22 protein-coding genes, 1 pseudogene and 1 riboswitch are annotated in these 23,714 nt (G+C 44.7%); of the genes and pseudogenes, 6 read left to right on the top strand and 17 right to left on the bottom strand.

The features are described from left to right. Window positions 1-217: 217 nt before the first annotated feature. On the bottom strand, window positions 218-601 hold the full coding sequence (locus tag EJA10_RS00695) for a DUF302 domain-containing protein (RefSeq protein WP_125478074.1): 384 nt from the start codon (window positions 599-601) through the stop codon (window positions 218-220). 303 nt (window positions 602-904) lie between these two features. Beyond that, window positions 905-1,087 carry an H-type small acid-soluble spore protein gene (locus EJA10_RS00690; protein WP_125478073.1) on the bottom strand — a complete coding sequence of 61 codons (183 nt, stop codon included), beginning with the start codon at window positions 1,085-1,087 and terminating at the stop codon, window positions 905-907. Window positions 1,088-1,249: 162 nt separating this feature from the next. Here EJA10_RS00690 and EJA10_RS00685 point away from each other — a divergent pair, with 162 nt between their 5' ends. The 3 genes from EJA10_RS00685 to EJA10_RS00675 all read left to right on the top strand — a co-directional run bounded on the left by EJA10_RS00685 (window position 1,250) and on the right by EJA10_RS00675 (window position 5,218). Continuing rightward, the gene (locus tag EJA10_RS00685; protein ID WP_125478072.1) at window positions 1,250-3,076 is read left to right on the top strand and encodes a dihydroorotate dehydrogenase; all 1,827 of its coding nucleotides are present in this window, start codon (window positions 1,250-1,252) and stop codon (window positions 3,074-3,076) included. A 162-nt stretch (window positions 3,077-3,238) separates the two neighbouring features. Further along, a complete protein-coding gene (locus EJA10_RS00680) occupies window positions 3,239-4,540 on the top strand; it encodes an NCS2 family permease (RefSeq protein ID WP_125478071.1) in 1,302 nt (433 codons plus the stop codon). A gap of 99 nt (window positions 4,541-4,639) precedes the next feature. After that, complete coding sequence (locus EJA10_RS00675) at window positions 4,640-5,218, top strand: YitT family protein (RefSeq protein ID WP_211340513.1); 579 nt, start codon at window positions 4,640-4,642, stop codon at window positions 5,216-5,218. Between the two features lie 449 nt (window positions 5,219-5,667). Here EJA10_RS00675 and EJA10_RS00670 read toward each other — a convergent pair whose 3' ends face one another. From EJA10_RS00670 to EJA10_RS00635, 8 genes and pseudogenes are all read right to left on the bottom strand, one after another. Beyond that, on the bottom strand, window positions 5,668-7,020 hold the full coding sequence (locus tag EJA10_RS00670) for an L-cystine transporter (RefSeq protein ID WP_281274460.1): 1,353 nt from the start codon (window positions 7,018-7,020) through the stop codon (window positions 5,668-5,670). Between the two features lie 641 nt (window positions 7,021-7,661). Further along, window positions 7,662-7,883, bottom strand: a pseudogene (locus EJA10_RS00665) (glutaredoxin family protein); the annotation flags it as partial. Window positions 7,884-8,072: 189 nt separating this feature from the next. Continuing rightward, complete coding sequence (locus EJA10_RS00660; RefSeq protein WP_125478068.1) at window positions 8,073-10,517, bottom strand: ATP-binding protein; 2,445 nt, start codon at window positions 10,515-10,517, stop codon at window positions 8,073-8,075. After that, complete coding sequence (locus EJA10_RS00655) at window positions 10,495-10,875, bottom strand: response regulator transcription factor (RefSeq protein ID WP_125478067.1); 381 nt, start codon at window positions 10,873-10,875, stop codon at window positions 10,495-10,497. Before EJA10_RS00655 ends, EJA10_RS00660 begins: the two co-directional genes overlap by 23 nt. A 133-nt stretch (window positions 10,876-11,008) precedes the next feature. Beyond that, window positions 11,009-12,118 carry a hypothetical protein gene (locus EJA10_RS00650; RefSeq protein ID WP_125478066.1) on the bottom strand — a complete coding sequence of 370 codons (1,110 nt, stop codon included), beginning with the start codon at window positions 12,116-12,118 and terminating at the stop codon, window positions 11,009-11,011. Continuing rightward, a complete protein-coding gene (locus EJA10_RS00645) occupies window positions 12,115-13,518 on the bottom strand; it encodes a glycosyltransferase family 2 protein (RefSeq protein WP_125478065.1) in 1,404 nt (467 codons plus the stop codon). Before EJA10_RS00645 ends, EJA10_RS00650 begins: the two co-directional genes overlap by 4 nt. Next, the gene (locus tag EJA10_RS00640) at window positions 13,515-14,561 is read right to left on the bottom strand and encodes a HEAT repeat domain-containing protein (RefSeq protein ID WP_125478064.1); all 1,047 of its coding nucleotides are present in this window, start codon (window positions 14,559-14,561) and stop codon (window positions 13,515-13,517) included. The genes EJA10_RS00645 and EJA10_RS00640 overlap by 4 nt, the downstream gene beginning before the upstream one ends. After that, window positions 14,562-16,175 (bottom strand): GGDEF domain-containing response regulator, encoded by a 1,614-nt coding sequence (locus EJA10_RS00635; RefSeq protein WP_246017631.1) that lies wholly within the window; start codon window positions 16,173-16,175, stop codon window positions 14,562-14,564. A 363-nt stretch (window positions 16,176-16,538) separates the two neighbouring features. Here EJA10_RS00635 and EJA10_RS00630 point away from each other — a divergent pair, with 363 nt between their 5' ends. Next, entirely contained in the window at window positions 16,539-17,798 is a 1,260-nt protein-coding gene (locus tag EJA10_RS00630; protein ID WP_125478063.1) for an ATP-binding protein, read from the top strand. A 31-nt stretch (window positions 17,799-17,829) separates the two neighbouring features. Here the strand turns inward: EJA10_RS00630 and EJA10_RS00625 are convergent, their stop codons facing one another. After that, window positions 17,830-18,009: an H-type small acid-soluble spore protein gene (locus EJA10_RS00625; RefSeq protein WP_125478062.1), complete on the bottom strand. Its 180-nt coding sequence runs from the start codon at window positions 18,007-18,009 to the stop codon at window positions 17,830-17,832. Window positions 18,010-18,224: 215 nt separating this feature from the next. Between EJA10_RS00625 and EJA10_RS00620 the strand changes: the two genes are divergently transcribed. Next, the gene (locus tag EJA10_RS00620; RefSeq protein ID WP_125478061.1) at window positions 18,225-18,872 is read left to right on the top strand and encodes a DNA-3-methyladenine glycosylase; all 648 of its coding nucleotides are present in this window, start codon (window positions 18,225-18,227) and stop codon (window positions 18,870-18,872) included. Continuing rightward, complete coding sequence (locus tag EJA10_RS00615; protein ID WP_125478060.1) at window positions 18,869-19,396, top strand: D-glycero-alpha-D-manno-heptose-1,7-bisphosphate 7-phosphatase; 528 nt, start codon at window positions 18,869-18,871, stop codon at window positions 19,394-19,396. The genes EJA10_RS00620 and EJA10_RS00615 overlap by 4 nt, the downstream gene beginning before the upstream one ends. 46 nt (window positions 19,397-19,442) lie before the next feature. Here EJA10_RS00615 and EJA10_RS00610 read toward each other — a convergent pair whose 3' ends face one another. The 6 genes from EJA10_RS00610 to EJA10_RS00585 form a co-directional block, all read right to left on the bottom strand. Next, window positions 19,443-19,988 carry a 2-oxoacid:ferredoxin oxidoreductase subunit gamma family protein gene (locus tag EJA10_RS00610; protein ID WP_246017630.1) on the bottom strand — a complete coding sequence of 182 codons (546 nt, stop codon included), beginning with the start codon at window positions 19,986-19,988 and terminating at the stop codon, window positions 19,443-19,445. Next, the gene (locus EJA10_RS00605; protein ID WP_246017629.1) at window positions 19,988-20,746 is read right to left on the bottom strand and encodes a thiamine pyrophosphate-dependent enzyme; all 759 of its coding nucleotides are present in this window, start codon (window positions 20,744-20,746) and stop codon (window positions 19,988-19,990) included. The genes EJA10_RS00610 and EJA10_RS00605 overlap by 1 nt, the downstream gene beginning before the upstream one ends. Next, entirely contained in the window at window positions 20,743-21,807 is a 1,065-nt protein-coding gene (locus tag EJA10_RS00600) for a 3-methyl-2-oxobutanoate dehydrogenase subunit VorB (RefSeq protein WP_125478058.1), read from the bottom strand. Before EJA10_RS00600 ends, EJA10_RS00605 begins: the two co-directional genes overlap by 4 nt. Before the next feature lie 16 nt (window positions 21,808-21,823). Continuing rightward, a complete protein-coding gene (locus tag EJA10_RS00595) occupies window positions 21,824-22,054 on the bottom strand; it encodes a 4Fe-4S binding protein (protein WP_246017628.1) in 231 nt (76 codons plus the stop codon). A gap of 14 nt (window positions 22,055-22,068) precedes the next feature. Then, window positions 22,069-22,743, bottom strand: coding sequence for a nucleotide-binding protein (locus tag EJA10_RS00590; protein WP_170169026.1), 675 nt, complete (start codon window positions 22,741-22,743; stop codon window positions 22,069-22,071). A gap of 257 nt (window positions 22,744-23,000) precedes the next feature. Next, complete coding sequence (locus EJA10_RS00585; RefSeq protein ID WP_125478055.1) at window positions 23,001-23,321, bottom strand: hypothetical protein; 321 nt, start codon at window positions 23,319-23,321, stop codon at window positions 23,001-23,003. A gap of 282 nt (window positions 23,322-23,603) precedes the next feature. Then, a riboswitch (purine riboswitch) is annotated at window positions 23,604-23,705 on the top strand. Window positions 23,706-23,714 lie beyond the last annotated feature (9 nt).

The following is a 23,714-nucleotide window of genomic DNA, read 5'->3' as shown; positions in this document are numbered from 1 at the left end:
TCGAACTGCATGAATGACAAATCAAAACGGCTGCCCACCGGCAGCCGCTAATCTATATAAACGGCACCACGGCCGAAATTTTTCCTTGTTTGCTACTTACGTTCCCGGCAAAAAATTGTCCTAAACAGCAGGACAAATTCTTTTTCGAAAATGGGCTTTTCCTTTTTTACAGCAAAGAAAAAAGCCCGGGGATCGAATCCCGGGCTTTTCCAGATGATTATTTAATGCTGTCGATCGCGCCAATCAGCCTGTGTTCAATATCGGAAGCGATGGCTTGCAGTTCTTCATTCTCTACGAATTTAATCAATTCAGTTGGTTTTGGAAGACCTACCTTTGTTGAACCGTCCTCTTTGTATACGACAATTTTACAAGGAAGGAAATAGCTTACGAGCGGACTTTTTTCCAAAACCCTTTTTGCTTCATGCGGGTTGCAGACCTCAAGGATGATGTAATCTCCATCCAGTTCTACCCCTTTGCCAGCTAGTGTTTCCTTCATGTTCAAGGACCAAAGAACACCAAACTTCTCATTCTTCAAGCTTGCTTCAAGAGCGGATACCGCTTCGTCCAAAGACTTGTCCACTTCAACCGTATAATGAAACATTTCCATCTCTCCTTTCGCTTTTCACCAAAACTGGTTAAAACCACTATAGGTATTATTTACATTGTGCCATACTAAAAAACCGCCGTACACTAATTTGCATTCGGCGGTCATTTCTTTAGGCTGTTTCCGTATTGATTCTTGCGTTTCGTATATTTTAACTTTACCGCAGTCTGTAAGGCTTCGGGGCTCTTTCTTACTGCTCCTTAACCAATAGGCTTTCAAAACCCGTAAAAATCCAGCAACCGATTTTTATTTTTGTGTCTGAAGGCAACAAAGTTTACGAAAAGAGCCTTTCTTCAAGACTTATGATCTTTCATGAAGTTCCGAGATTTCAACGGTCGTCCTTTCCTCAAGCGGCCCCCGCAGATGGACAGTCGCTGTGCGTCCATCCTCGTTCAATTGATCAATCCACACAGATGCACCATTGTAGGTGACATCGATTTCTGCTGATGAAGAAAGTATTTGTTTCACGCGATTAACATCCATATTCCTTACCTCCACAATCGATTTCTCCACTATTTTTGCTTGAAGCATTTCGTTTTATTCGTACTTCCAGACTTGAGAGCAAAATGTTCTGTAAATCCGATACCAAAGGAATCTTCATTTACGTTACAATGAATAATAAGCTATAACCATCTGGAGGTCATTATGCCTGATTGGTCTTATCATCCCCTATTCAAACCATGGCTGCAGCGCCTTCCTGGCAATACCGGGCGTGAATTCATCCACCGCGGAATGTCCATCATTTCCAGCATCCCTGGCGGCAGGTCTTTCATTGAGTTCCTTGGACATATGTCTCCCTCGGAAAAACTTTCACATACCCTGTTCGGAACTACATTCAAGAGCCCAGTCGGACTCAGCGGAAAAATCGACCCCCAGCTATCCGGTATACAAGCAATCCCGCATCTGGGTTTTGGCCTGCTTGAAATTGGGCCGGTTACTCTGGAGCAAAACAATAATGAAAAAGCAGCCAAGATTACGGGTGAAGATCTGCTTTTACCAAAAATGAATGAATCAGTCGGATTGGATGCCGCCGTCAACAAAATAACAAAGCTTAATAATCGCTCTGTCCCAATGTTCATCAGGCTGGGCGAACCATCGGAAGTTGCTGGAACCCTTAAAGACTTTGGTGATATCTTTGTCATTGACATAGACTTAATTAAGGATGCAGACGAACTGCTGCAGTTAAAAAAGACGTTAGAAAACAAGCCTGTCCTTTTGGCCGTAGAGCATACTTCTGCCAGAGAAAGTTTAATAAAACTAAAGAAGTTAAGTGTATCGGCGAATGGAATCATGGTTGATGAGAATGCTGTGAGTGACGGCGGAATGCTGAGGCTGCCTTTGCAGCAGACAGAAGAAATGGCGACCACGCTAAAAATGTTAAAAAAAGAGCTTGATTTGCCGCTGGTTGCCTCAGGTGGAGTTGTTGAACCGGCTGATGCCTTATCCCTTTTTAACTCAGGCGCTGAACTTGTCCTTCTTTCCGGAGGGTATATCGCATCTGGCCCTGGTCTTCCGAAGAGGATTAATGAAGCACTGTTGGATGATCGTTCTGACAAGAAAGAAGAGTTGCCAGGATGGATCTGGTATTGGCTTTTCGGTTTGTTCATCCTACTTGGCGGAGCGATTGTCCTGTTCTTCAGCTTTACCAGGGTCATTCTGTTTTATGATGAAGCATTCCTGCAGATGACAAGGCTGGAATTGATGGCCTACAATCCTACGCTCTATAAATTCATGTCCCATGACCGGATGACACTTGCCGGAACGATGATATCCGGCGGTTATATTTATATGCAGCTGGCCAGGCATGGCATCCGATACGGACTTCACTGGGCAAGAAGGGCATTCGACATTGGGGCAATCACTGGATTCCTTGGAATTTTGCTTTTTCTCGGTTTCGGTTATTTTGATTGGCTTCATGCCCTGTTTTGGCTGGTGCTGCTTCCCTTTTACCTGATCGGCTACCGGAAGACGCGCACAGCCAATGAATCACCAACTTCCAAAAATCGCACCAATCATACGGCCTGGAAAAAGGCAGTATTTGGTCAGCTGCTGTTTGTGGTACTAGGCTTTTCATTCGTCCTTGGGGGAATCGTCATCTCAACGATAGGAGCAACTTATGTCTTTGTTGATACCGACCTGCAATATATTTGCATGACACCGGAGCAGATGAATGCACTAAACGAGAAACTGATTCCTGTCATTGCTCATGACAGGGCAGGGTTTGGGAGCGCCCTTTTCAGTGTTGGCCTTTTAGTGCTGTCGATGGCACTGTGGGGATTCCAGGAAGGCGCAGCCTGGATTTGGAAGACGCTTTTTATTGGAGGCATACCTGCTTTTACTACAGGAATCTTTACACATCTGTATATTGGCTACATCGATTTTATCCACCTGCTGCCTGCATATTTCGCTTTAGGTTTATATATTGCAGGCCTGTGGCTGACTAAAGATTACTTCAAAGCGCAAAACTATTGAGGACTCTAATGAGTCCTTTTTTTATTTGCTGGGAAAACTACATGACGAAAGAATAACATCGACAAAAAAACCGTTTTTTTTCAAACTCACACTTGTAAAATACCCTATAAACGAATATTATATAAATTGTGTTTAAAATCGTTCGTATTTTTGGAGGAACTCATGTTTAAATTAAAAGAGCACAACACGAATGTAAAAACAGAAATGATGGCCGGTATCACGACATTTTTCACTATGGTCTATATCGTGGTCGTCAACCCAATCATCCTGGCTGATGCCGGTGTCCCTTTCGAACAGGTTTTTACAGCGACGATCATCGCAGCTGTCATTGGTACGCTATGGATGGGCTTATTCGCTAATTATCCAATCGCGATTGCTCCAGGTATGGGGCTCAACGCTTACTTTGCCTACTCGGTAGTTGGCAATCACCAGAACATTACCTATGAAACAGCATTTGCCGCTGTTTTCATTGCAGGTTTAATATTTGTCATCCTGTCTTTGACTCCTTTCCGTGAAAAATTGATTGAAGCGATTCCAGTCAATCTGAAGCATGGCATCACGGCCGGTATTGGTTTGTTCATCGCCTTTATCGGATTGCGCCTGACCGGAATCATCACAGACCACCCAACGAATCTGGTTGCTCTAGGCGACCTGCACTCGCCTTCCGCCTTGCTTGCTTTAGTCGGGCTTGCGGTAACGCTTGTTTTTATGATGCTTAATATCAACGGTGCATTGTTTTTAGGAATGGTCGTCACTGGAGTCATCGCTTTCTTTACTGGACAGCTCGACTTCAAAGAAGGCTTAATGTCAATGCCGACCCTGCCTGAAGGCATGATCGTACTGAATCCGTGGACTGCCTTAATGGATGTTATCCAGAACAGCTTATATGCAGTCGTGTTTTCATTCATTCTTGTAACAATCTTTGATACAACTGGAACGATGATTGGCGTGGCCCACCAGGCCGGCCTTATGAAGGGCGATAAAATGCCGCGCGCAAGAGAAGCCTTGCTGTCAGATTCAATCGCTACAGCTGCCGGTGCCATGTTCGGAACGAGCCCGACAACAGCCTACATTGAATCTTCCTCTGGTGTCGCTGCAGGCGGGCGTACAGGTCTTACTTCATTAACGGTTGCAGGTCTGTTCATTGTCGCTGCTTTCTTCGGGCCGCTTGTTGGTGCGGTTTCAGGATTGTCAGCAATCACAGCACCCGCATTGATCATTGTTGGAAGCTTGATGATGGGAAGCATTTCACACATCACTTGGGATCAGCTGGATGAAGCCTTCCCTGCATTCCTGATCATCCTGAGCATGCCGCTGACTTCCAGTATCGCAACAGGAATTGCGCTAGGTTTCATTTCTTATCCTTTGCTTAAAGTAGTAAAAGGCAGATGGCGCGAGGTACATCCATTACTCTACGTCTTTGCCGTACTGTTCTTTTACCAGCTAGCTTATTTACCGCATTAAATCCGGACCCGCTGCACAGCGGGTTCTTTTTTATTGGCCCTGTTCTATTGCTCGTCTTTTTTCATAAAAATAGTGGAAGAAGGACAAGGCTGGTGATGAATGGTGGCAGGTAAGGTTCTCGCTGTTTTGGTTGGCAGTTTGTTGCTGGGAATAGGTGTAAATGGCTTTCTAGTGCCTCATCATCTGCTCGATGGCGGAATGATTGGACTAGGTTTAATCATGCATTATTTTTATGGCTGGCCAACAGGATTGACCATCCTGTTCTTAAGCATTCCTCTCTATTTTCTCGCATGGTTTCTTGAACGCAGATATTTTTTCCACAGTCTTCATGGATTGATGATTTCAAGTTTGTTCATCGACCTTTTCGCACCCGTCGCAAAAGAATGGAGCCTTGGCATACTGCCAAGTGCCATTATCGGAGGATTGCTTGTAGGCTGCGGAATCGGTCTCATGCTGCGGCATGAAACAAGCACAGGCGGTACCGATCTTCTTGCCCAATTGATTCATAAATTCGTCTCCGTGAACGTCGGCATTCTTATTTTTGCAATCGATGGCCTGGTGATTTTAGCAGGATTGAACGTAATCGGATTGGAAAAATTCACTTACTCCCTGCTGACAATCATATGCGTCGGAGCCATGACTTCGATCTGTGTAATCAAGCGCGAAGGGATGGCTTGAAAGAAAGAGGCAGAGTCTTATTGTGTGGGTACGAATCAACGCCTAATATATAGAAAAAGTAGTGATGAAGGCTGAAATCGTAGTGAAAATGCCATTTTTCGTAGTGAATTATTGCGATTTCGTAGTGCATTAATGCGATTTCGTAGTGATAAACATGATTTCCGTAGGGATTCCTGGCAATTTCGTAGTGTTGGGGATCATTTTCGTAATGATTCCTGCCGATTCCGTAGTGAGGAGCATGATTTTCGAAGTGATCCTGCCGATTTCGTAGTGAGGAGCATGATTTTAGATAAAGATTCGTGGCTATTTCGTCGTGATGAACAGGATTTTCGTAAGGACTCGTCCCCTTATGTAACTGATTCTTAACCTCTATGTTGCAATGAGCCTATGGGAGTTCCAAAAACAACCCTAAAAAAGCCAGCCAAAAGTGATTTTGGCTGGCTTCCTTTTTATGCTTCCGCTTCGATTTTCTGATTCATATCTGTGTAGACGGATGAATCGATTTCTTTCGTGATCCTGCTTGTTAAGATACCGGAAGTCATGGATCCGCTGACATTCACGGCTGTACGTCCCATGTCAATCAAAGGCTCGATTGAAATCAGCAACCCGGCAAGCGCGATTGGCAGGTTCAGCGCTGACAGGACGAGCAATGCGGCAAAGGTTGCACCGCCGCCGACACCGGCAACACCGAATGAACTGATGGCTACGATCGCAATCACGGTTGCGATGAATGATGGTGATAATGGATTGATACCGACTGTCGGAGCAATCATGACAGCAAGCATCGCTGGATAAATCCCGGCACAGCCGTTCTGGCCGATGGAAAGTCCGAATGAACCAGCAAAGTTTGCAATGCCTTCCGGTACACCAAGGGAACGCTGTGTTTTGATATTAAGCGGCAATGCTCCGGCACTCGTTCTTGAAGTGAAGGCAAATGCAAGAACCGGGAATGCCTTTTTAATATAAGTGATCGGGTTCAATCCCGCGAGAGTCAATAATAGCAAGTGGATTACGAACATGATCGCGAGTGCTACATAAGATGCTGCTACGAATTTTCCGAGTTTCAGGATCGCATCGAAATCGCTCAATGCGACTGTCTTGGTCATGATCGCAAGTACACCATATGGAGTCAGGCGAAGAATCAGCGTCACGACTCGCATGATGATCGCATAGAAAGCGTCAATTATTTTAGCAAACAGCTCTGCCTGTTCAGGAGATTTCCTCCTGACACCAAGATAAGCGATTCCCAGGAATGCGGCGAAAATGACAACAGAGATTGTTGAAGTCGGGCGTGCTCCTGTGAAATCAAGGAAAGGATTCGCTGGCAGCAGGTCAAGAATCTGCTGGGGCATTGTACGGCCTTCAATTCCGCCATACGTTTCTTCGAGTTTTTCTGCTCGGGCCTGTTCCGCCTCACCCTGCGTGATTTGCACTGCCTCGAGATCGAATCCGACTGCAGTCGCAATCCCGACAGCAGCCGCAACTGCTGTTGTCCCGACCAGCAAGCCGAGAATCAGCGTACTGATCTTACCAATATTGTTTGTCAGCTTTAATTTTGTAAAAGCGGTAAGAATGGAAATGAATACAAGCGGCATAACGATCATTTGCAGGAATTTTACATAGCCGCTTCCTACAATTGAATACCAGTCTGTACTTTTAGTAATGACTTCAGAGCCGGCTCCATAAGCGTATTGCAAAGCGAAACCGAAGACAATTCCGACTCCCAGCGCAATGAATACACGTTTAGAGAAGGACACATGTTTCTTCTGTAAATAAAAAAGTCCGGCAATGATGCCCAGCATAATGGCAATATTTAAAATAACAATTCCAGTGGTCACCTATTTTCCCTCCTAATATATCATTCTGAAATACTATAATACATGTATTCTGATAAGTCAACTCGGGATTACAATTACACTCTCCTCTCCAAAAGAGTAATTTATTATAAGTTATGCATTGCAGGTTTGTTCGATGTCGGCAATAAAAATTTTCTTAAGGAAACATTTGGGATCGGCGCTGCCTATAAACCATTTAATGGAAAAAGTAGTGATAATGGCGTTTTTCGTAGTGAAAAGGAGTTAAATCGTAGTGATAATTAGGTAATTCGTAGTGGTTATGCCCAAAACCGTAGTGAAAAGGGGGTATATCGTAGTGATAATGCCAAAAATCGGTGTGATAATGGGGTGTATCGTAGTGATACTGCCAAAGATCGTAGTTAAAATAGATTAATCCGTAGTCATTTTCTAAAAATCTTAGTGATGAGAGCCTAAATCGTCATGATTATGCCAAAAACCATCGTAATTATCCTTAAAACCGTAATGATTAGGTGGGTCTCCAGAGTAATTCGTATCTTTTCCCTGATGAAGGTTGTCGTTAATTCAAGAAATAATTTCTTTTCGAACTTGAAAACGCAAAAAGCCATCTGGCCGATGGCTTTTTTCCTTCAAGTGAGACTTTCGACAAGCTTTTTGATTTCACTTCTGTTATTTTCAAATCCGATCAGGACTTTTTTCTGTTTAAGGAACAAAAGCTTTGTGGATGTAAAAATAAATGCTGGTACGATGGCGGTGCCGCTTACTTCCTTGAGCTGTTTCTCCTTCTCTGGATCACCCTGCACATTGATTTCTTCGTACGAAATATTTTTTTGCGAAAGAAACTCCTTCGCTTCCTGGCAGTCTGTTCACATTGGTCTGGTATACAGGGTTAACGAATTCTGTGCCATACGTTTTGCCTCCTATGCTGAATACTGTTAGCAGTATTATACCGCCAACAAACAAGCATCATCCAACAATCTGTTTGGCCCTGCATTGCCACTATAGTGAAAAAAGGCGGCTTTAATGGCCGCCTTTATTTCCTATTGTGTGTCTTCTGTCTGAACCGGCAATGAAATGGTAAAGGTACTTCCACTGCCATAGAGCGAGTCGACTGTGATCTCGCCTTGATGATACTGGATGATTTCTTTTACGATGGCAAGGCCCAGCCCTGTGCCTCCGATGGTTCTTCGGTCAGAATTATCGACGCGATAGAACTTCTCAAACACTTGATCCATTGCTTCTGACGGTATGCCAAGCCCATTGTCTATAACAGAGATATTCACCATTTCGCCGCTTTCCGAAACGCCGATATTGACCTCGCCTCCCCCGGGCGAATATTTAATGGCGTTATGGACCAGGTTGGTGATAGCCTGTTCCAATTTCTCCGCGTCTCCAATAACTTTTGCAGCACTGCCGGTAACCTCAAGGATCAACTCATGCTTATCGGTCTGAATTCTTTGCAGGTCAATCACCTTTTTTATGATTGGCAGCAAATCGACCTGCTTGCGCTCATAGCCCTGCTTCCCTGATTCCATCCGTTGTATATCAAGGAAATCATTGATGAGAGCTGTCAGCCGTCCTGCTTCATTGTGGATGGTTGTCAGGTATTTTTTCTGGCGGTCTGGCTTCAGCTCTCGTGTTAACATTAATTCAGTAAAGCCAAGTATGCTCGCTAGCGGAGTCCTCAGTTCATGGCTGACTGTGCTGACAAATTCCGACTTGACTCTGTCCACCTCAAATTCCTTCGTGATATCACGGTGGACAAATATCGTTCCAAGCTTCGTATTTTCATGGAACAGTCCTTCGCAATATACCTTGAAAACTTGCCCGTCATTATTTTTATACGTAAAAGGGCGTTCATTCAAGACGTTTCTTTCACCATTCAATACTTCTTTTCTCAGGAATTCAATAAACTCGGCAGGCCCGGCTATTGAAGCACTTATCAATCCGATCCACTCGTCAAAGCCAATACCGCTGCTTTCCTTCAACAAGTCAGGACAGCCAAAAAGTTCACAGAATTTCTTGTTGACTTGCAGGATCTTTCCATCTGTATCGACTAGCTGAATGCCTTCCTGGATGGTATCCAGAATATCCTGGTTAAGACGCCTGGCTTCTTCGGATTTACGGTACAGGCTGATTTTATCAAGGGCGATTCCGATATTTTTGGCCATGGCCTCGTATTCATCCATCTTCTTTGAGTCAAAAGGGGCCTCTGAACGGCTGAATGCCATGACAGCAACCAGTTTCTTCCCTGATAAAAAGATTGGAAGGAATAAGTCATATGAAACCAAACTGCCTGTATGGAAGCCTTTCTCTTCTTCAGCAGCTTCCCGCTTCATGGAAAAAGGTTTCCGCTCCATTTGCATTCTTTCGACGATTCCGCTGAATAGCAGATTGTTCCTGAACTGCTTCACCCCTTCAGGTGAAATGCCATATGACGCGTAGGAGTCCTCATGAACGAAGGCAATGATTCCTTTTTCCGCTCCGATAATCGGGCACATATTCACAATTGTGCTCTCCAGGACCTCCTGCTGATCGAGGGAATTCGCAATTTTGTTGATGAGTTCATTGCGGCTGTTAAGCTTCTGCTCACTTGCTTTGACGATTTCAAGTGCTTCCTGAAGGTCTACCTGCTGGGCATGCAGTTCGTCCTGCTGGGCGACCAGTTCTTCATTTTGTGCCAGAAGGTTTTGTTCATTCTCCTGGATACTCGCAGCCATCCTGTTGAATGCCACAGATAACACTCCAAGTTCATCATTCCTGTCGGCATCCACTTCAATGACAGCTTCTTTGCCACTCGCAATCTCATTTGCTGCTGAAGCGAATCCGGCCAGTGGTTTGGCTATTTCACTGAACATCAGTCTGGTGATCCTGAGCAGGACGATCAAGAATAAGAGAATGAAAGAAACGAAACCAATCTGTACATAGGATTGGATTTTCATCAATTCCTTGAAGTTATCCTCGATTTGATTATTGATTTCGTCGTTATAGTCATTCATTTCATTCTTTATGCTTTCAATTCTTTTTGTTGCCCCGCCATTAGCTGTTTCCTTGACTGCATCAATATCTCCTGTCTCATAATCTTCAATAGCATCAGGCAGTACTGTTACAAAATAATATTCTGTGAAAAGGTCGACTTGATCTAGGACTTTTTGGTCCTGCTCCTCACTTGCGATCTTCCTGAGGCGTTCGGTAAGAGTCCTTATTTCGTTCTCCTTATTAAGAGCCTTCTCTTTCAATTCCATATTTCCATAGGCAATATAACCACGAACATCCATGAATGCCTCGGTAAATGCTTCATTCATTTCCTGTACAAGCCGCTCTTTATCTTCCAGCTCTCTGTTCTTGGATGTGTACCCTTCATTCAGCTCTTGAAAGGAATATAAGAGAATAGCGGCCAATGCCAGGAATGCGGCAATGAATATGCTCATCAAGTAAATGTAGCGGCGCACTATACTGTGCTTATTGAATGATATTTTCGTCATCTAGGATCTCTCTCACTTTTTGCAATAAATCGTGCGGGCTGAAAGGCTTGGCGATGAAATAATCGGCACCCGCCGCCATTGCCCTTTCTTGCTCTGTCAGCTGGCTTTTGGCTGAAAGCATCAGGATTGGGACATCCGTGTTCAAGCCACCTTTACGTATTTCAGCAATGACCTCGAGCCCTGAATAGGTCGGCATCATATAATCGATGATCACCAGGTCATATTTTACATCCGCAAGGGAATCCAGCGCTTCTTGACCGTCTGCTGCCTCATCGACGTGATATTCCTCTTCCTCCAGAGTATCGACGATCAGCATTCTTAAAATTTCTTCATCCTCTGCCAGCAAAATCCTTCTCACTGGTTGCCCCCCTTGCTCCAATTGGATTACGTATAACTGATTGCCAAAAATAACTAAATAAATCATATATTCTACTATTTTGTGATAGTTATATCGGCTACAGATGATTCTTATTTAGGTTATAGTCAATGCCTCATCTTACATCTTCTAGAATTTCCTTCAACATTGGCACATAGGTTGACCAATAGAATGATTTGTCCGCCAGAGCTGCCTTTCTCCATGAGGTCATCCCAACAGTTTGGTAGATTCCTGGGACCTCCGCTTCATCAGCGAAATCCCCGGCAAAATAATAGGAAGAATAATGATCATTTTCGTGATGAACAACCGCAGGGAATGTTGCTGGTATTCCGTATTGTGCCAATTGTTCAAGACCGTCTTGGCTAGCAGGGATACTGTAAAAAGCCAGAACTTCATGCTCGTTCTTCGGCTGGATAATATCGAACCAATAGCGATATTGAGAATCCAGCTCCTTTTCAAAGAATCTATTTCCCCGATCAGTAAGGATAAAATCAAGTCCCTTTCCAGAAAGCTCCTCCTCATTCAAGACAATAATCCTATTCTTTTTATTAACGAAAACAAAGCCCTTTCCAGTAAAACTCCAGGGTCCAGATTGTGAAGAATATTCATCTGTAATCCAGGACGGTACTTCCGTTCCAGCGAGATCAGCAAAATAACGTCCAGTCCAGCCGCTCCATTCTATATTCAGAATGTCAGTCATTTGTTTGCTGACTGACTCTTCTGTCGGGCTGCCGAATGTATTAAATTCTGCAATTAATGTTTTGCCCCCTTTTTCCAGCCCTGCTTTCAATCGATTGATATCTTCCTGGAGGAGGCCGCCATACAATAGGCTGGATTTCTCATCATCTGCCCGGCTACGATAAAATTCATCCTCATAAACCCCGTAAAGGTCGGCGAGATAAATGACTTTGTATTTCTCTAATTGTTTTGGCAGATCTTTTGTGGAATAGGACTCTTGGGCTTTAGGTTTAAAGCCGACATAATCATTGTCAGCAGAATAATTCCCTCCATCTGCCTTTCTATATTTTTCATTATTTAAAATCCAGGTAAGCCCCTTATGCTCACGATAACTTTGGTCAGGGACCGTCTTGTCAACAATCAGGATATCAAGCTTTTTCTCAGGCTTCATCTGCCATAGCCAGAAAGGACTCGACAGGGTGGCAACCACCATGGTGACAAATAGCAGGACACCCATCTGGGGGTTTTTAGCAAAATATGATTTCATTGAGATACACCTTTTCGTTTCATTTCACCCCAGCCGGTCTCGCCCTTGACCATCTGCCAGATTCCCTGACAGCGCCAAAAGACAGTAAGCGGCCGATACCACATTGTCTCAGTCAGCGAGTAAAAAAACAGCTTGAGCAAATCAGTGATTTTTGGATACTTGCGAAGACTCCACTCCTCCAGCAGAATGGCGAAGGCTGAGAAGAGCGAGCCGTAAAGGCAGGATAAAAAAAAGATTAAAATTGCAAATTCGAGATAGATGCCGCCCGCAAATAATGAGAAGATGACATACAGATAGCCTGACAGTTCAACAATCGGACCGAAGAATTCGACAATCCAAAAATAAGGAAAGGATATGAAGCCTATTGGACCATACTTCGGATTGAATGTAAGCTTCCGGTGGCTCCACAGACTTTCAAACAGTCCTCTATGCCAGCGCCTCCTCTGCCTTTTCAAGTATTTCATGCTCTCTGGCACCTCTGTCCAGCATACTGGATCAGGAACATACACGATTCGCTTTTTCATGCCCTTTTCTTTAAGGAGCCTGTGAATACGGACGACCAGCTCCATATCTTCTCCGACCGTATCGGTCCTGTATCCGCCGGCCTGAACCACCCACTGCTTGGAAAAAACCCCGAAGGCTCCTGAGATGATGAGAAGCAAATTATGCCTGCTAAGGCCAATCCGTCCCATCAGGAAAGCCCTCAAATATTCAATGACCTGCAAGATGACCAGCGGGTTCTTAGACAGACCGATTGTAAGAACTTCGCCATTTCGGATTTCACATCCATTGGCAATTCTGATACTCCCTCCTGATGCGATCACTTCCTCATTTGAGTCAATGATCGGCTTCATCACCTTGAGGAAGGCATCTCTTTCAAGGACCGAATCACCATCCAAAGAACAGACATAAGGATAATGTGAGAAATTAAGCCCTGCATTCAGGGCATCTGCCTTCCCGCCATTTTCTTTATCGATCAGGAACAGGGATGGCAGTATCTGCGATTGATAGACTTTTTTGATCGGCTTTGAATCTACCTGCTTGCGGATTACTTTCTGGATTTCCTTCATATCATAATGCTGGATCAACTTTTCCATTGTTTGATCGGTGGAACCATCATTGACAACAATGATTTCAAAGACTGGGTAATTGATGCTGAGCAGCGAGCGGATGCTATGGATCACTCCAGCCTCCTCATTATAGGCTGGAACGATGATTGACACGGGTTTTGTATAGATATCCTCCGCATAATCACTATAAGACTTATCTCTATCAAGCTTGTATTCTCTTCGCAGCTGAATGACGGAAATCAGCATAACAATCGAATAAAAGGAGATAACGATGATCATATATACCATTATGAACCAGGCGAAAAAGATACCGATGTCTTGTAGACTCATGATTGATGTACTCCTTTATTCATCCATTCCCAGGCCATATCCCTGGCGAATGTATCATTGCTTTCAGCCATGACCTTCTCCAGGGTCACCCGGCCTTGGGGAAAGGACATGATCGACTGCCCGGCCTGTGAGCGTACCCACCATGACGAATCCTGAAGAAGCTCGACAAGATCTGGAAGTGCCTGCTCCAACTTCATCGCTCCAGCAAGTCTTGCAGATAGCATCCTTTCTTGCCAGTTCGCCGATTTCAGCAATGGCAGGTAGACCTCCATATTTTGAACAAAACCGACCGATGCAAGAGCTTTTAATGCCCGGATTCTTTCTTCACCATTACTCGCAGAAAATACAGATTCAATAAATTGCAAGTATTGAAGGTTTTTCTTTAGTCCAACCAAATCAAGCAGTGCATATTGAAGCTCAGAATGGCAAGAATGATAGCCTAGTAAAAATTGCTCAAATCCCCTATCCTCAACCCTTGACAGAATATTTCTGTACTCAAGGTGAGAAAGGTCTTTATATTCGTCCATCAATAAACGGAACATTTCTTTTGCCTGGAATTCAGCTAATATGGTCAGGGCCCTGACTTGTTCTTCTTTTGTTACCCGCTTGTGCTTTAGCATGGCCAGGATTTCCTCTTTCAGCGCTGCCATCCTGAAAGTCTCTATATAGAATAACGCATTCATCCTTGTACTCCATTTAGGTTTTCGCAATCCTTTGCGGTAATGATGGAGCAGCAGACTTTCCGCGAGCTTTTCCAGGTTCTTTTTCTCTGCTTCCCCTTCCAGAAAATCTGCATAGTGGCTCAGCAATTGCTCAATCGCAAGAGCCTTAGCCTTTGAATCCGCCTGCAAAGACCGTAAGGCCTCACCGGTCAGTATGGAATGGAGCAGTTTATCATTTATTGCCTGCTTTTGTTCCTCCACCCTTCTCTTCAGCCTATTCTCCCTCGCTTTTCTGATGACAAGATAGAACAGCAGCAACAGAAGACTGCCTGATAATAACAGGAAAAGTGTTAAAAGAAACTGTATTTCATCTTTGATCATCTAGAACATCCTCTGAATCAGCCTTTGGATCCTCGCCTGCAGCTCGGTAATGCTGAAAGGTTTTGTCACATAGTCATCCGCCCCAAGCTTAAGGGCTCGGGCAATATCATATTCTGATTTCCTGCCGGTAAGCATCAACACATGTACCTGACTGGAATTGGCGTAGTTTTTCACTTTGCCCAGCACCTCGATTCCATCCATGACAGGCATAACACCATCCAGAATCAAGAAATGTTTTCCCTTTTCATCCAGACGGCTGTCTGCAAAGAATTTTTCACCATTTTCATAGGATTCAATATTAAGCAATACTTTGCCTGTATCAATGGTTTGCAGCACCCTGACGAGCAGAGTCCGGATGATGGCGTCATCATCTATGACGGATACATTCAGGATCTTATTCGCCTGATGCATTGACTCATTGGCACTCTCCACCCTGGCACGGCCCTTTTCCTTGGCTTCATACAATGCCTGATCGGCCATTTTCAAAAGCTCAAGTCCGCCTTCCGCAGGATTGTCAGCCATATATACACCAGCGGAAAAACTGACTTGGAAGGACGGCTCCTGGCCGGTAAACGCAATGCTTGAAAATTTTTCAAGCAGGCGCCTTACCACCTCTGTGGCTTCATGAACGTTCGTCCTCGGAAGGAGCAGAACGAACTCTTCTCCCCCGTATCTGAAGACGATATCCGTGCTCCTGACATTTTCTTTCAGGAACAGGGCGAAAGCTTCAAGCACTCTGTCTCCCGTGAGATGACCATATGTATCATTTATTTTCTTGAAGTGATCAAGGTCAAGGATGGCGATAGAAAAAGCGATGCCTGTCCGTTCGAATTCTTTTAGGAAACGGTCCATTTGATCCGTTAAAAATCTTCTATTATAGACCTGTGTCAGCTCATCGACAAGAACTGATTGGTCAAATATCTGCTTTCTTTGCAGTTGCCTGTTGATTCTGACCAGGAATTCCTCAAGGTCGATCGGTTTTTCAATGAAATCATCGGCACCAATCTTGTACGCTTTGATTCTTGTTTCCCGTTCCTTTTGGGTGCTGAGGATCATCTTCGGAATGAAGTGTTTATGGTTATGCTGCTGGATCGTTTCCAATAATTGAAGGTCTTCGTCAGCTGGGATCCCAATCACCAAGCAGTCAGGCTGCAGGTCATAGTACAGGGATAACGCTTGTTCCTGATCCGTATTCGCTACGACCATCCATCCCATTTCCTCCATGGCTTCCTTCAAAAGAATCAGCATGGATACATCCTTGTCGATAATTTGGATTAACGGAGAGTCACCGCAGCAAGGTTCATTTTTTCTGTAATCAGATTCCTGAAAATGCTCATACTCATAGCTCAGTCCTATGAGTTCAAACAGGAATTCCCGCAGGTCATCTTTTTCCCACTTCCTTTCTTCCATTGATTCCAGACGTTCAAGAAGCCCTGAGGAAACGTGGAAAAGTCCGCCCAGCTGAATGGTTCCCGCTGTCCCTTTTACCGAATGCAAAAAACGATACACATCCTCAAAATCTATAGACTCATCCGGTTGTTCATCAAACCAGGTGTTCATTTGCTGCTTTATTTTTTCAAATAATGATTTTTGATATTTTTCTAATGACGCCACTTTCACACCCCATCCTATATTAAAAGCTTTTCTGCTCCCATCTCGCGGTCAGGGCTGGAAAGCTTTTAGCACTTCATCTCATTAATTCGATTATATATCATGGAAAGGAAGGCTAGTAGAAAATTACCGGCTGCAGCACATTCCTCATTTTTCCAAAAACCTTCAAAAAAAATTACGGTCTATTCGGCAAAAAAAATCACAAATAGTTAATATTTATATGTTAAAGTTATAGTGATATATCCGAATAATTGCACATTTTCAGACATTTGTGCAAAAATTGGCGAATAAACCCGTGAACATGCGAATTCTATTCCCTTAACTCACACAAGGGATTGTACCTCTTTATGACTGGAGATTTAGACTATGGACCTGCTGACTGTTCTTGTATTGAATCTGATCTTCATCCTGTTGACGACTTTTGCCTTCCAATATATTCTCGTCATTCGATTTACGAATTTATATATGAAATTCCCCAAATTTCTCATTTCATTATTATCGACAATTCAGATCCTCTTTTGCATTTCATTTCCGATGACCGGAAATGAAAATTTCATTTTTGACCTCCGCTTGATTCCTGTTGTGGTTGGAGGACTGTATGGCGGACCGATTGTCAGCATCATCTTATTCGTAGTGGTCGTTTTGGCCAGGATTCCTATTGGCGGAAGCGGAGTATGGGTAAACTTTTTCAATATGCTGACCGTCACAGTCTTTATTTCCTACATATCCATCCGATTCAGGGCATTTTCGCTCACAAAAAAGCTTTATACGGTTTTTGGGATCGCCCTCTGCTATTCTATTTTAATCTTCCTCATGAAGGGTGAGATTTTCAAAGATCCTTCCAATCTTTCTTTCATGCTCATTTACGGGCTGACCCTCACAATTGGCATCTTGATTGTTACTTATTATATTGAAATTATCAGACAGAATTATTTTCTCCAAAATGCGGTGATCAAGACCGATAAGATCGAAGTGGTCTCCCACTTAGCCGCAAGCGTAAGCCATGAAGTACGCAATCCGCTTACAGTGACACGAGGATTTCTGCAGATGCTTAAGGATCCTTCCATCGAGGAAGAAAAAAGGCTGTATTATTTGAATACCGCTATAGATGAACTGGACCGAGCTGAAATGATCATCAAAGATTACCTTACTTTTGCGAAGCCACATTCAGATATTGCATCATCCATCCTTGTTAAAGAAGAAATCGAAAAAGCCCTTGAACTGATTCTTCCATATGCGAATCATTTTTCAGTGAAAATACAAAGGGATTTGGCAACGGGCCTGACCATAACAGGAGAGGTTTCGAAATTCCATCAATGCATCCTCAATATCATCAAGAACGGGATTGAGGCGATGCCCAATGGCGGGGATTTGTTCATCAGCACCCGGGAAAGAGAAAATGGATTTGCCTCCATCGTGATTAAAGATACAGGTTGCGGCATGTCTCCCGCCCAGATTGATAAACTTGGCGAGCCGTATTTTTCAACCAAAGCGGAAAAGGGGACCGGACTTGGGATGATGGTGGTATACAAAATCATCCATGAAATGGGTGGCAGCGTTGAGGTCATGAGCATACCTGGTGAAGGAACTCAATTTACCATTTCATTGCCGCTTCATCATACATAAAAACGGGAGACATCCACCATCTCCCGTTTTCTTACTCCTCTATTAAATTCAGGACTGGAACATCCCTCTCCCGCTCCGGGTCTGCCTTCGAATACACCCTTGCCATTTTGCTTTTTTCATCAACATGCTGGATTATGATCGGCTCCCCTTCATAGGTAACATTGAACATTTCTGCTGATTCAACAATTTCCTTCGCTCTTCCTACATTCATTTCAGTTCCTCCTTGTATGTGACAAATATAATTTGCTCCTTTTTATGGACAGCTATCCAAAAAAATCATCTTGTATCCCTCCGCTTGTATCGAAATTGATCCATGGTGGCTATGCTCCTTCTCACTCTTCCAACCGGATGAATTTCTGCTATATAAGGGATGTGTTTTCATGATGGAGGGTATACAGTTTAAAAAGAGTGTTTTCTGGAGGTCTTATGGAAGATCAAAGCTATTTCTTCCCTATTTTAGATAAGTATTTTTTCCAGCAGCCTACTCTTGAACTTGCGGTTTCACTGCTAGGCTGCGTTCTGATCAAGGAATGTGATGAAGGGACTGCTGCGGGAATGATCGTCGAAACAGAAGCCTATATTGGGCCAATGGACAGGGCGGCTCACAGCTATAATAATCGCCGGACCAGACGGACCGAAGTGATGTTCCATGAACCCGGACTGGCCTATACGTATGTTATGCATACCCATACGCTTTTCAATGTGGTCAGCGGTGAAAAAGGGAATCCTGAGGCGGTGTTGGTTCGGGCTGTAGAGCCGGTGAAAGGCATTGAACTAATGGCAAGGCGGAGGGGCATGCCTGATTCAGCCAATCTGACAAATGGACCTGGAAAATTAACTAAAGCGCTTGGGATAAAGATGTCCGATTACGGGCATTCCTTAACAGAGAAGCCGCTTTATATTGCCAAAGGGATGATGCCGGACAGCATCTCTTCAGGGAAGCGGATTGGCATCGATAATTCCGGCGAAGCAAAGGATTATCCCTGGCGTTTTTGGATCACGGATAATCCCTATGTATCCAGGCATCAAAAAGCTGTTAATGTAATAACACAAAGGATAGGGAGGCAAAAATGAAACAAGCGATTTTTTTGGACAGGGACGGTGTCCTTAATGAAGTTTTATCTGACCGGGTAAAATTCGTCAACCGTCCGGAGGAGCTCTACCTGCTCGAAGGTGCCGCAGAGGCTGTGGCTGAGTTAAGCAGGAATGGATATGAAATTTTCGTCGTCACGAATCAGGGCGGTGTCGGCCTGGGCTTCCTGAAGGAAAAGCGTCTGCATGAGATTCATGATACTATGATTGATATGATCAAAGAACATGGCGGAGAAATCAAAGAGGTTGCCTATTGCCCGCACAAGCCGAAGGCAGGCTGTGAATGCAGGAAGCCAAATGCCGGCATGCTGCTCGACCTTGCCAGCAGACATCACCTCGACCTCACCCGCAGCGTCATGGTTGGAGACCATGAACGCGATATAGAGGCAGGCAAAAAAGCAGGATGCAAAACTGTTTTTATTGGAGAAGATGAGACAGCTGCGGATGAAAAGGCACCAACTCTCAGTGCAGCTGTTCCGCTGATTCTAGAACTGTTAGAAGCATGAAGAAACGCTGCCCTTGAGCTGGCAGCGTTTCTTCAATGGCAGCTGATTATATTTTTACATTGCCAGCCAAAGACCGTCCAAGTTCAAGAGCCCGGCGATTGATTCCCAGCAGGGAATGCTTCTCGGGAGAGAGGACTTTTTTCAAAGCTTCCAAAATCGACTCATCTGAAAGAATTCCTGTCTCCTCAAGGAAAGCGCCAAGCAGGACCATATTTGCCACCTTAGGGTTCCCTAATACATTGGCATGTTCAGTTGCTTTAATGTTTAACACTTTGATATCCGATCTCTCAGTTGCCTTTGATATCAAGGAAGCATTGACAACCAGCAACCCGCCCTGCTTAACGAGCGGTTCGAATTTTTCATAGGAAGGATTATTAAGGACAATCGCAGTGGATGGACGGGAGACAAGCGGTGAACCAACCTGCTCTTCGCTGACAACAACCGCACAGTTCGCGGTCCCGCCTCGCTGCTCAGGTCCGTAGGAAGGAAGCCATGAAACATACTTTCCTTCATTCATCCCCGCATACGCGATCAGCTGGCCCATCGACATGACCCCCTGGCCGCCAAAGCCGGCAATCAAGATTTCCTCCATTATTGCCCAGCCTCCTTTTGCGAATCCTTATAAACACCGAGAGGATAGGCCGGCACCATATTATCTTTGATCCAATCAAGCGATTCACTCGGATCAAGCCCCCAGTTTGTCGGGCAGCTTGAAAGGACCTCGACCATCGAGAAGCCATGTCCCTGCTTCTGAGTTTCAAATGCTTTTCTGATTGCCTTTTTCGTCCTGATGATGTTTGGTACGTCATGTGTCGATACACGCTCAATATAGGCTGTGCCATCAAGGGTCGAAAGCATCTCACTCACCCGGATCGGCAGCCCCTGCACGGCGGCGTTCCGGCCGAACGGAGTGGTGGCTGTTTTCTGGCCGATCAAAGTGGTCGGAGCCATCTGTCCGCCTGTCATGCCGTATATCGCATTATTGACAAAAATGACAGTGATGTTCTCTCCTCGTGCGGCAGCATGGACAGCCTCGGCAATCCCGATCGACGCCAGGTCGCCGTCACCCTGATAGGTAAAAACAAAGCGGTCAGGCAGGACGCGCTTAATCCCGGTAGCTACAGCAGGTGCGCGGCCATGCGCCGCCTGTGTCATATCACAATTGAAATATTCATAGGACAAAACGGAGCATCCGACAGAAGCGACTCCTACTGTATCCTCTAATATGTCCATTTCCTCCAGTACTTCCCCGACCATCCTGTGAATGATTCCGTGCGTACAGCCAGGACAGTAATGTGTCTGTGTTTCCGTCAGTCCGGAAGTCCTTTCAAACACTGTTTTCATGCTCATACCTCAACCCCCCCGGAAATGTTCACAATCTGTTCGTAAATCTCCTCCTGTGCCGGCACGACACCGCCAGTACGTCCAAAGAAGGAAACCGGAGCCCTGCCATCCACCGCAAGCCTTACATCCTCTACCATCTGTCCGGCACTCATTTCGACTGAAAGATATCCTTTTACCCTGTCACGCGTTTCAATGAAAGGCTGTTCCGGGAATGGCCATAATGTAATCGGGCGAATCATTCCAATTTTCAAGCCGGCCTTTCTCGCTTTCTGGATCGCATTCATCGCAATTCTCGCTGCTGTACCATAAGCAGTGACGATATAGTCGGCATCCTCTGTTTCATACGTTTCATATCTCACTTCATTTTGCCTGATCATGGCAAACTTCTTCTGAAGATGCTCATTACGCTTTTCCAGCGCATCGGCATTCAAATCCAGCGAAGTAATGGTTCTTGGCTTGCCGTCGCCTCGAGTCCCGGTCGTAGCCCATTCTTTTTGTCCGGGCTCCCTTTCAGTGAGATCCTTGAATTCAACAGGCTCCATCATTTGTCCCAGCATGCCGTCGCCAAGCAAAATTACGGGTGTACGATAGGTGTCAGCAATCTCGAATGCCGCTTCCGTCAGATCAATGATTTCCTGAAGCGTCGATGGAGCCAGGACAGGTGTATAGTAATCACCATGTCCGCCGCCCTTTGTTACCTGGAAATAATCCGACTGAGCAGGCTGGATATTGCCCAGCCCAGGGCCGCCGCGAACCACGTTCACAATCAGCGCGGGAAGCTCTGCGCCGACTAGATAGGATATGCCCTCCTGCTTCAAACTGAAGCCTGGGCTCGATGATGATGTCATCACCCTTACGCCCGTGCCTGCTGCACCATAGACCATATTAATTGCTGCCACTTCGCTTTCAGCCTGCAAAAACACCCCGCCAACTTCCGGAAGTCTTCTGGCCATATAGGCAACAAGTTCACTTTGCGGTGTGATCGGATACCCAAAAAAATACTTGCAGCCCGCATGGACGGCCGCTTCAGCAATGACTTCGTTTCCCTTCATCAATACTTTTGCCATATTCATCTCTCCTCCGCTAAACAGATTTCCTAACCTTTTCAGGTCTGTAGACAGTAATGACCGAATCAGGACACATTTGGGCACATTTACCGCAGCTGATGCAGTGCTCCTGGTCTGTCACGACAGCCGGACGATAGCCCTTCTCATTCAAATAATCAGCAAGATAAATGACATTCGTCGGACAAGCATGAACGCACAGCTGACATGATTTGCAGGTCTCTTCATTAAAAACAACTCTCCGCTCCACTGTTTTAGCCTCCTTTACATTTCCCATGGCAATTTTAAATATCTGGTCATCACTTTTACCGGGGCGCCTTCCAACTCACCGATTTGATCTGATAAATGCTCCGGCAACACCGCATGCATAAGCGGAATCCCCAGTGCATCTGACAGCTTCCTGCTTAACTCCAGCCCCTTTTGGACATCCTCGATCGTCGTCTCATTTCCTACATTTGAGTTATTGATAATTCCCGTGACTGAAAGCCTGGAAGCTTTTTCGATTTTTCTCAGCGTCTCAACTGCCCCTTCCAGTGTGCTTACATAAGGGCGGTTAGCGTTCAGGATGAAAAGGACTTCAGGATTCAGATACTTCCAGTCGTTGAAAAATTGCCCTAATGCCGTCGCTCCATCTTTATCTCCCCCAGCATCAACGATCAGTTTATATGCCGGGTCATCAATCAACCTTCCCATATCGCCCGGAACAATCGGCAAATCTGCCGCTGCTAGACGCTCCGCCGGTGCAATCAATTCTATTCCGTGGTCCTCAAGTACCGCCTTCGTATCTCTTGCGCGGTAATAAGGATTCACGATATCGAGATCGGCAACGGCAACTTTGCCGTGATTCCTCCTCACCTCAAGTGCAAGATTGATGGCTGTTTCTGTTTTCCCGCTGCCAAAATGGCCAGTCATGATCGTAATATCCGCACCCTTCTTCACCGGTCCCACCTCCGTTTTGAAAGCGTTTTCATTTATTGTCAGGTTCATTATATAAATTTCCGACCAGCTTCTCTTTGATAAAAGTCACGTTTTCGCGAATTTATTAGCAGTTTTCGTGAAATCTGCATAATTGGCACAGAAAAGCGCAAGCGCCATGGGCAGCCCGAAAAGCGCTGGGAGAAGGGCATTTCTCGAAGTGAAGAATTCAAACTTTCCTATATGAAAAAAGGAGTCCTTAACAGAACTCCTTTTCATCTTTATAGGGCGTAGCTCAGGATTACCTTTTGCGGCATGTCCTGTTCTTCGTACACATCCTTCTTCAATCTCTCGCAAGAAGGCATTTCATAAGAGAAATCCTCAACAGCATCCGGAATGACCCCTTCAGTTTTCAGTGTCTGGAATACTTTCTCCATTGCATCATCAGTGTCAAGGCAGTCTTCCGAGCCCTCATATTTAAAACAATCAACGCACGTCTCCACGATATTCGCATCAATCTGTTCCTGGGTAAATACTAATCTTGCGCCAGCCATCTTTTCCACTTCACGATTTTCCAGCTCAATAATCGTCATTACGTTCATTATTGGCACCTCCGTTTGTATTACACTATCATTATAGTAATTTAGATTCCAAACAGGGGTGTTTTGATATTTAGTTCATTTATTATTCACATATTCCAGTCAAAAAGTTGTCAAAAACTTGATAACCAAGGGGTTATCATACCCCCGGGCGGAACGGTTGTGATTTTTCAGCCACATGATCAAAAAGATCCTCCTCTTCTTCTCTAATAATCAGAAAAAAACAACATCTATAAATCCAATTGACCTTCAACCTTTTTGCTGGTACTATCACTAGTATTATTCAAAACCGAATATTTTTTTCCTTGTATATGTTCAGGAATATGGCTTGAACGTTTCTACCATGCTACCGTAAAAGGCGTGACTACAAGGGGCTTTGATATTTGCTATTCTTTT

The organism is Mesobacillus subterraneus, assembly GCF_003937825.1.
GTDB classification, from domain to species: Bacteria; Bacillota; Bacilli; order Bacillales; family Cytobacillaceae; genus Mesobacillus; species Mesobacillus subterraneus.
The sequence above is the reverse complement of the archived record's forward strand: the minus strand, read 5'-3'. Positions and strand labels throughout refer to the sequence as shown.

Coding starts and splice junctions, on each gene's coding strand:
- EJA10_RS00620 (WP_125478061.1), top strand. CDS start 18,225: ATGGAAGATCAAAGCTATTTCTTCCCTATTTTAGATAAGTATTTTTTC.
- EJA10_RS00630 (WP_125478063.1), top strand. CDS start 16,539: ATGGACCTGCTGACTGTTCTTGTATTGAATCTGATCTTCATCCTGTTG.
- EJA10_RS00610 (WP_246017630.1), bottom strand. CDS start 19,988: ATGGAGGAAATCTTGATTGCCGGCTTTGGCGGCCAGGGGGTCATGTCG.
- EJA10_RS00645 (WP_125478065.1), bottom strand. CDS start 13,518: ATGAGTCTACAAGACATCGGTATCTTTTTCGCCTGGTTCATAATGGTA.
- EJA10_RS00670 (WP_281274460.1), bottom strand. CDS start 7,020: ATGCTGGGCATCATTGCCGGACTTTTTTATTTACAGAAGAAACATGTG.
- EJA10_RS00690 (WP_125478073.1), bottom strand. CDS start 1,087: ATGGATGTTAATCGCGTGAAACAAATACTTTCTTCATCAGCAGAAATC.
- EJA10_RS00625 (WP_125478062.1), bottom strand. CDS start 18,009: ATGAATGTAGGAAGAGCGAAGGAAATTGTTGAATCAGCAGAAATGTTC.
- EJA10_RS00605 (WP_246017629.1), bottom strand. CDS start 20,746: ATGAGCATGAAAACAGTGTTTGAAAGGACTTCCGGACTGACGGAAACA.
- EJA10_RS00675 (WP_211340513.1), top strand. CDS start 4,640: ATGGTGGCAGGTAAGGTTCTCGCTGTTTTGGTTGGCAGTTTGTTGCTG.
- EJA10_RS00600 (WP_125478058.1), bottom strand. CDS start 21,807: ATGGCAAAAGTATTGATGAAGGGAAACGAAGTCATTGCTGAAGCGGCC.
- EJA10_RS00695 (WP_125478074.1), bottom strand. CDS start 601: ATGTTTCATTATACGGTTGAAGTGGACAAGTCTTTGGACGAAGCGGTA.
- EJA10_RS00615 (WP_125478060.1), top strand. CDS start 18,869: ATGAAACAAGCGATTTTTTTGGACAGGGACGGTGTCCTTAATGAAGTT.
- EJA10_RS00685 (WP_125478072.1), top strand. CDS start 1,250: ATGCCTGATTGGTCTTATCATCCCCTATTCAAACCATGGCTGCAGCGC.
- EJA10_RS00660 (WP_125478068.1), bottom strand. CDS start 10,517: ATGACGAAAATATCATTCAATAAGCACAGTATAGTGCGCCGCTACATT.
- EJA10_RS00640 (WP_125478064.1), bottom strand. CDS start 14,561: ATGATCAAAGATGAAATACAGTTTCTTTTAACACTTTTCCTGTTATTA.
- EJA10_RS00680 (WP_125478071.1), top strand. CDS start 3,239: ATGTTTAAATTAAAAGAGCACAACACGAATGTAAAAACAGAAATGATG.
- EJA10_RS00585 (WP_125478055.1), bottom strand. CDS start 23,321: ATGAACGTAATGACGATTATTGAGCTGGAAAATCGTGAAGTGGAAAAG.
- EJA10_RS00650 (WP_125478066.1), bottom strand. CDS start 12,118: ATGAAATCATATTTTGCTAAAAACCCCCAGATGGGTGTCCTGCTATTT.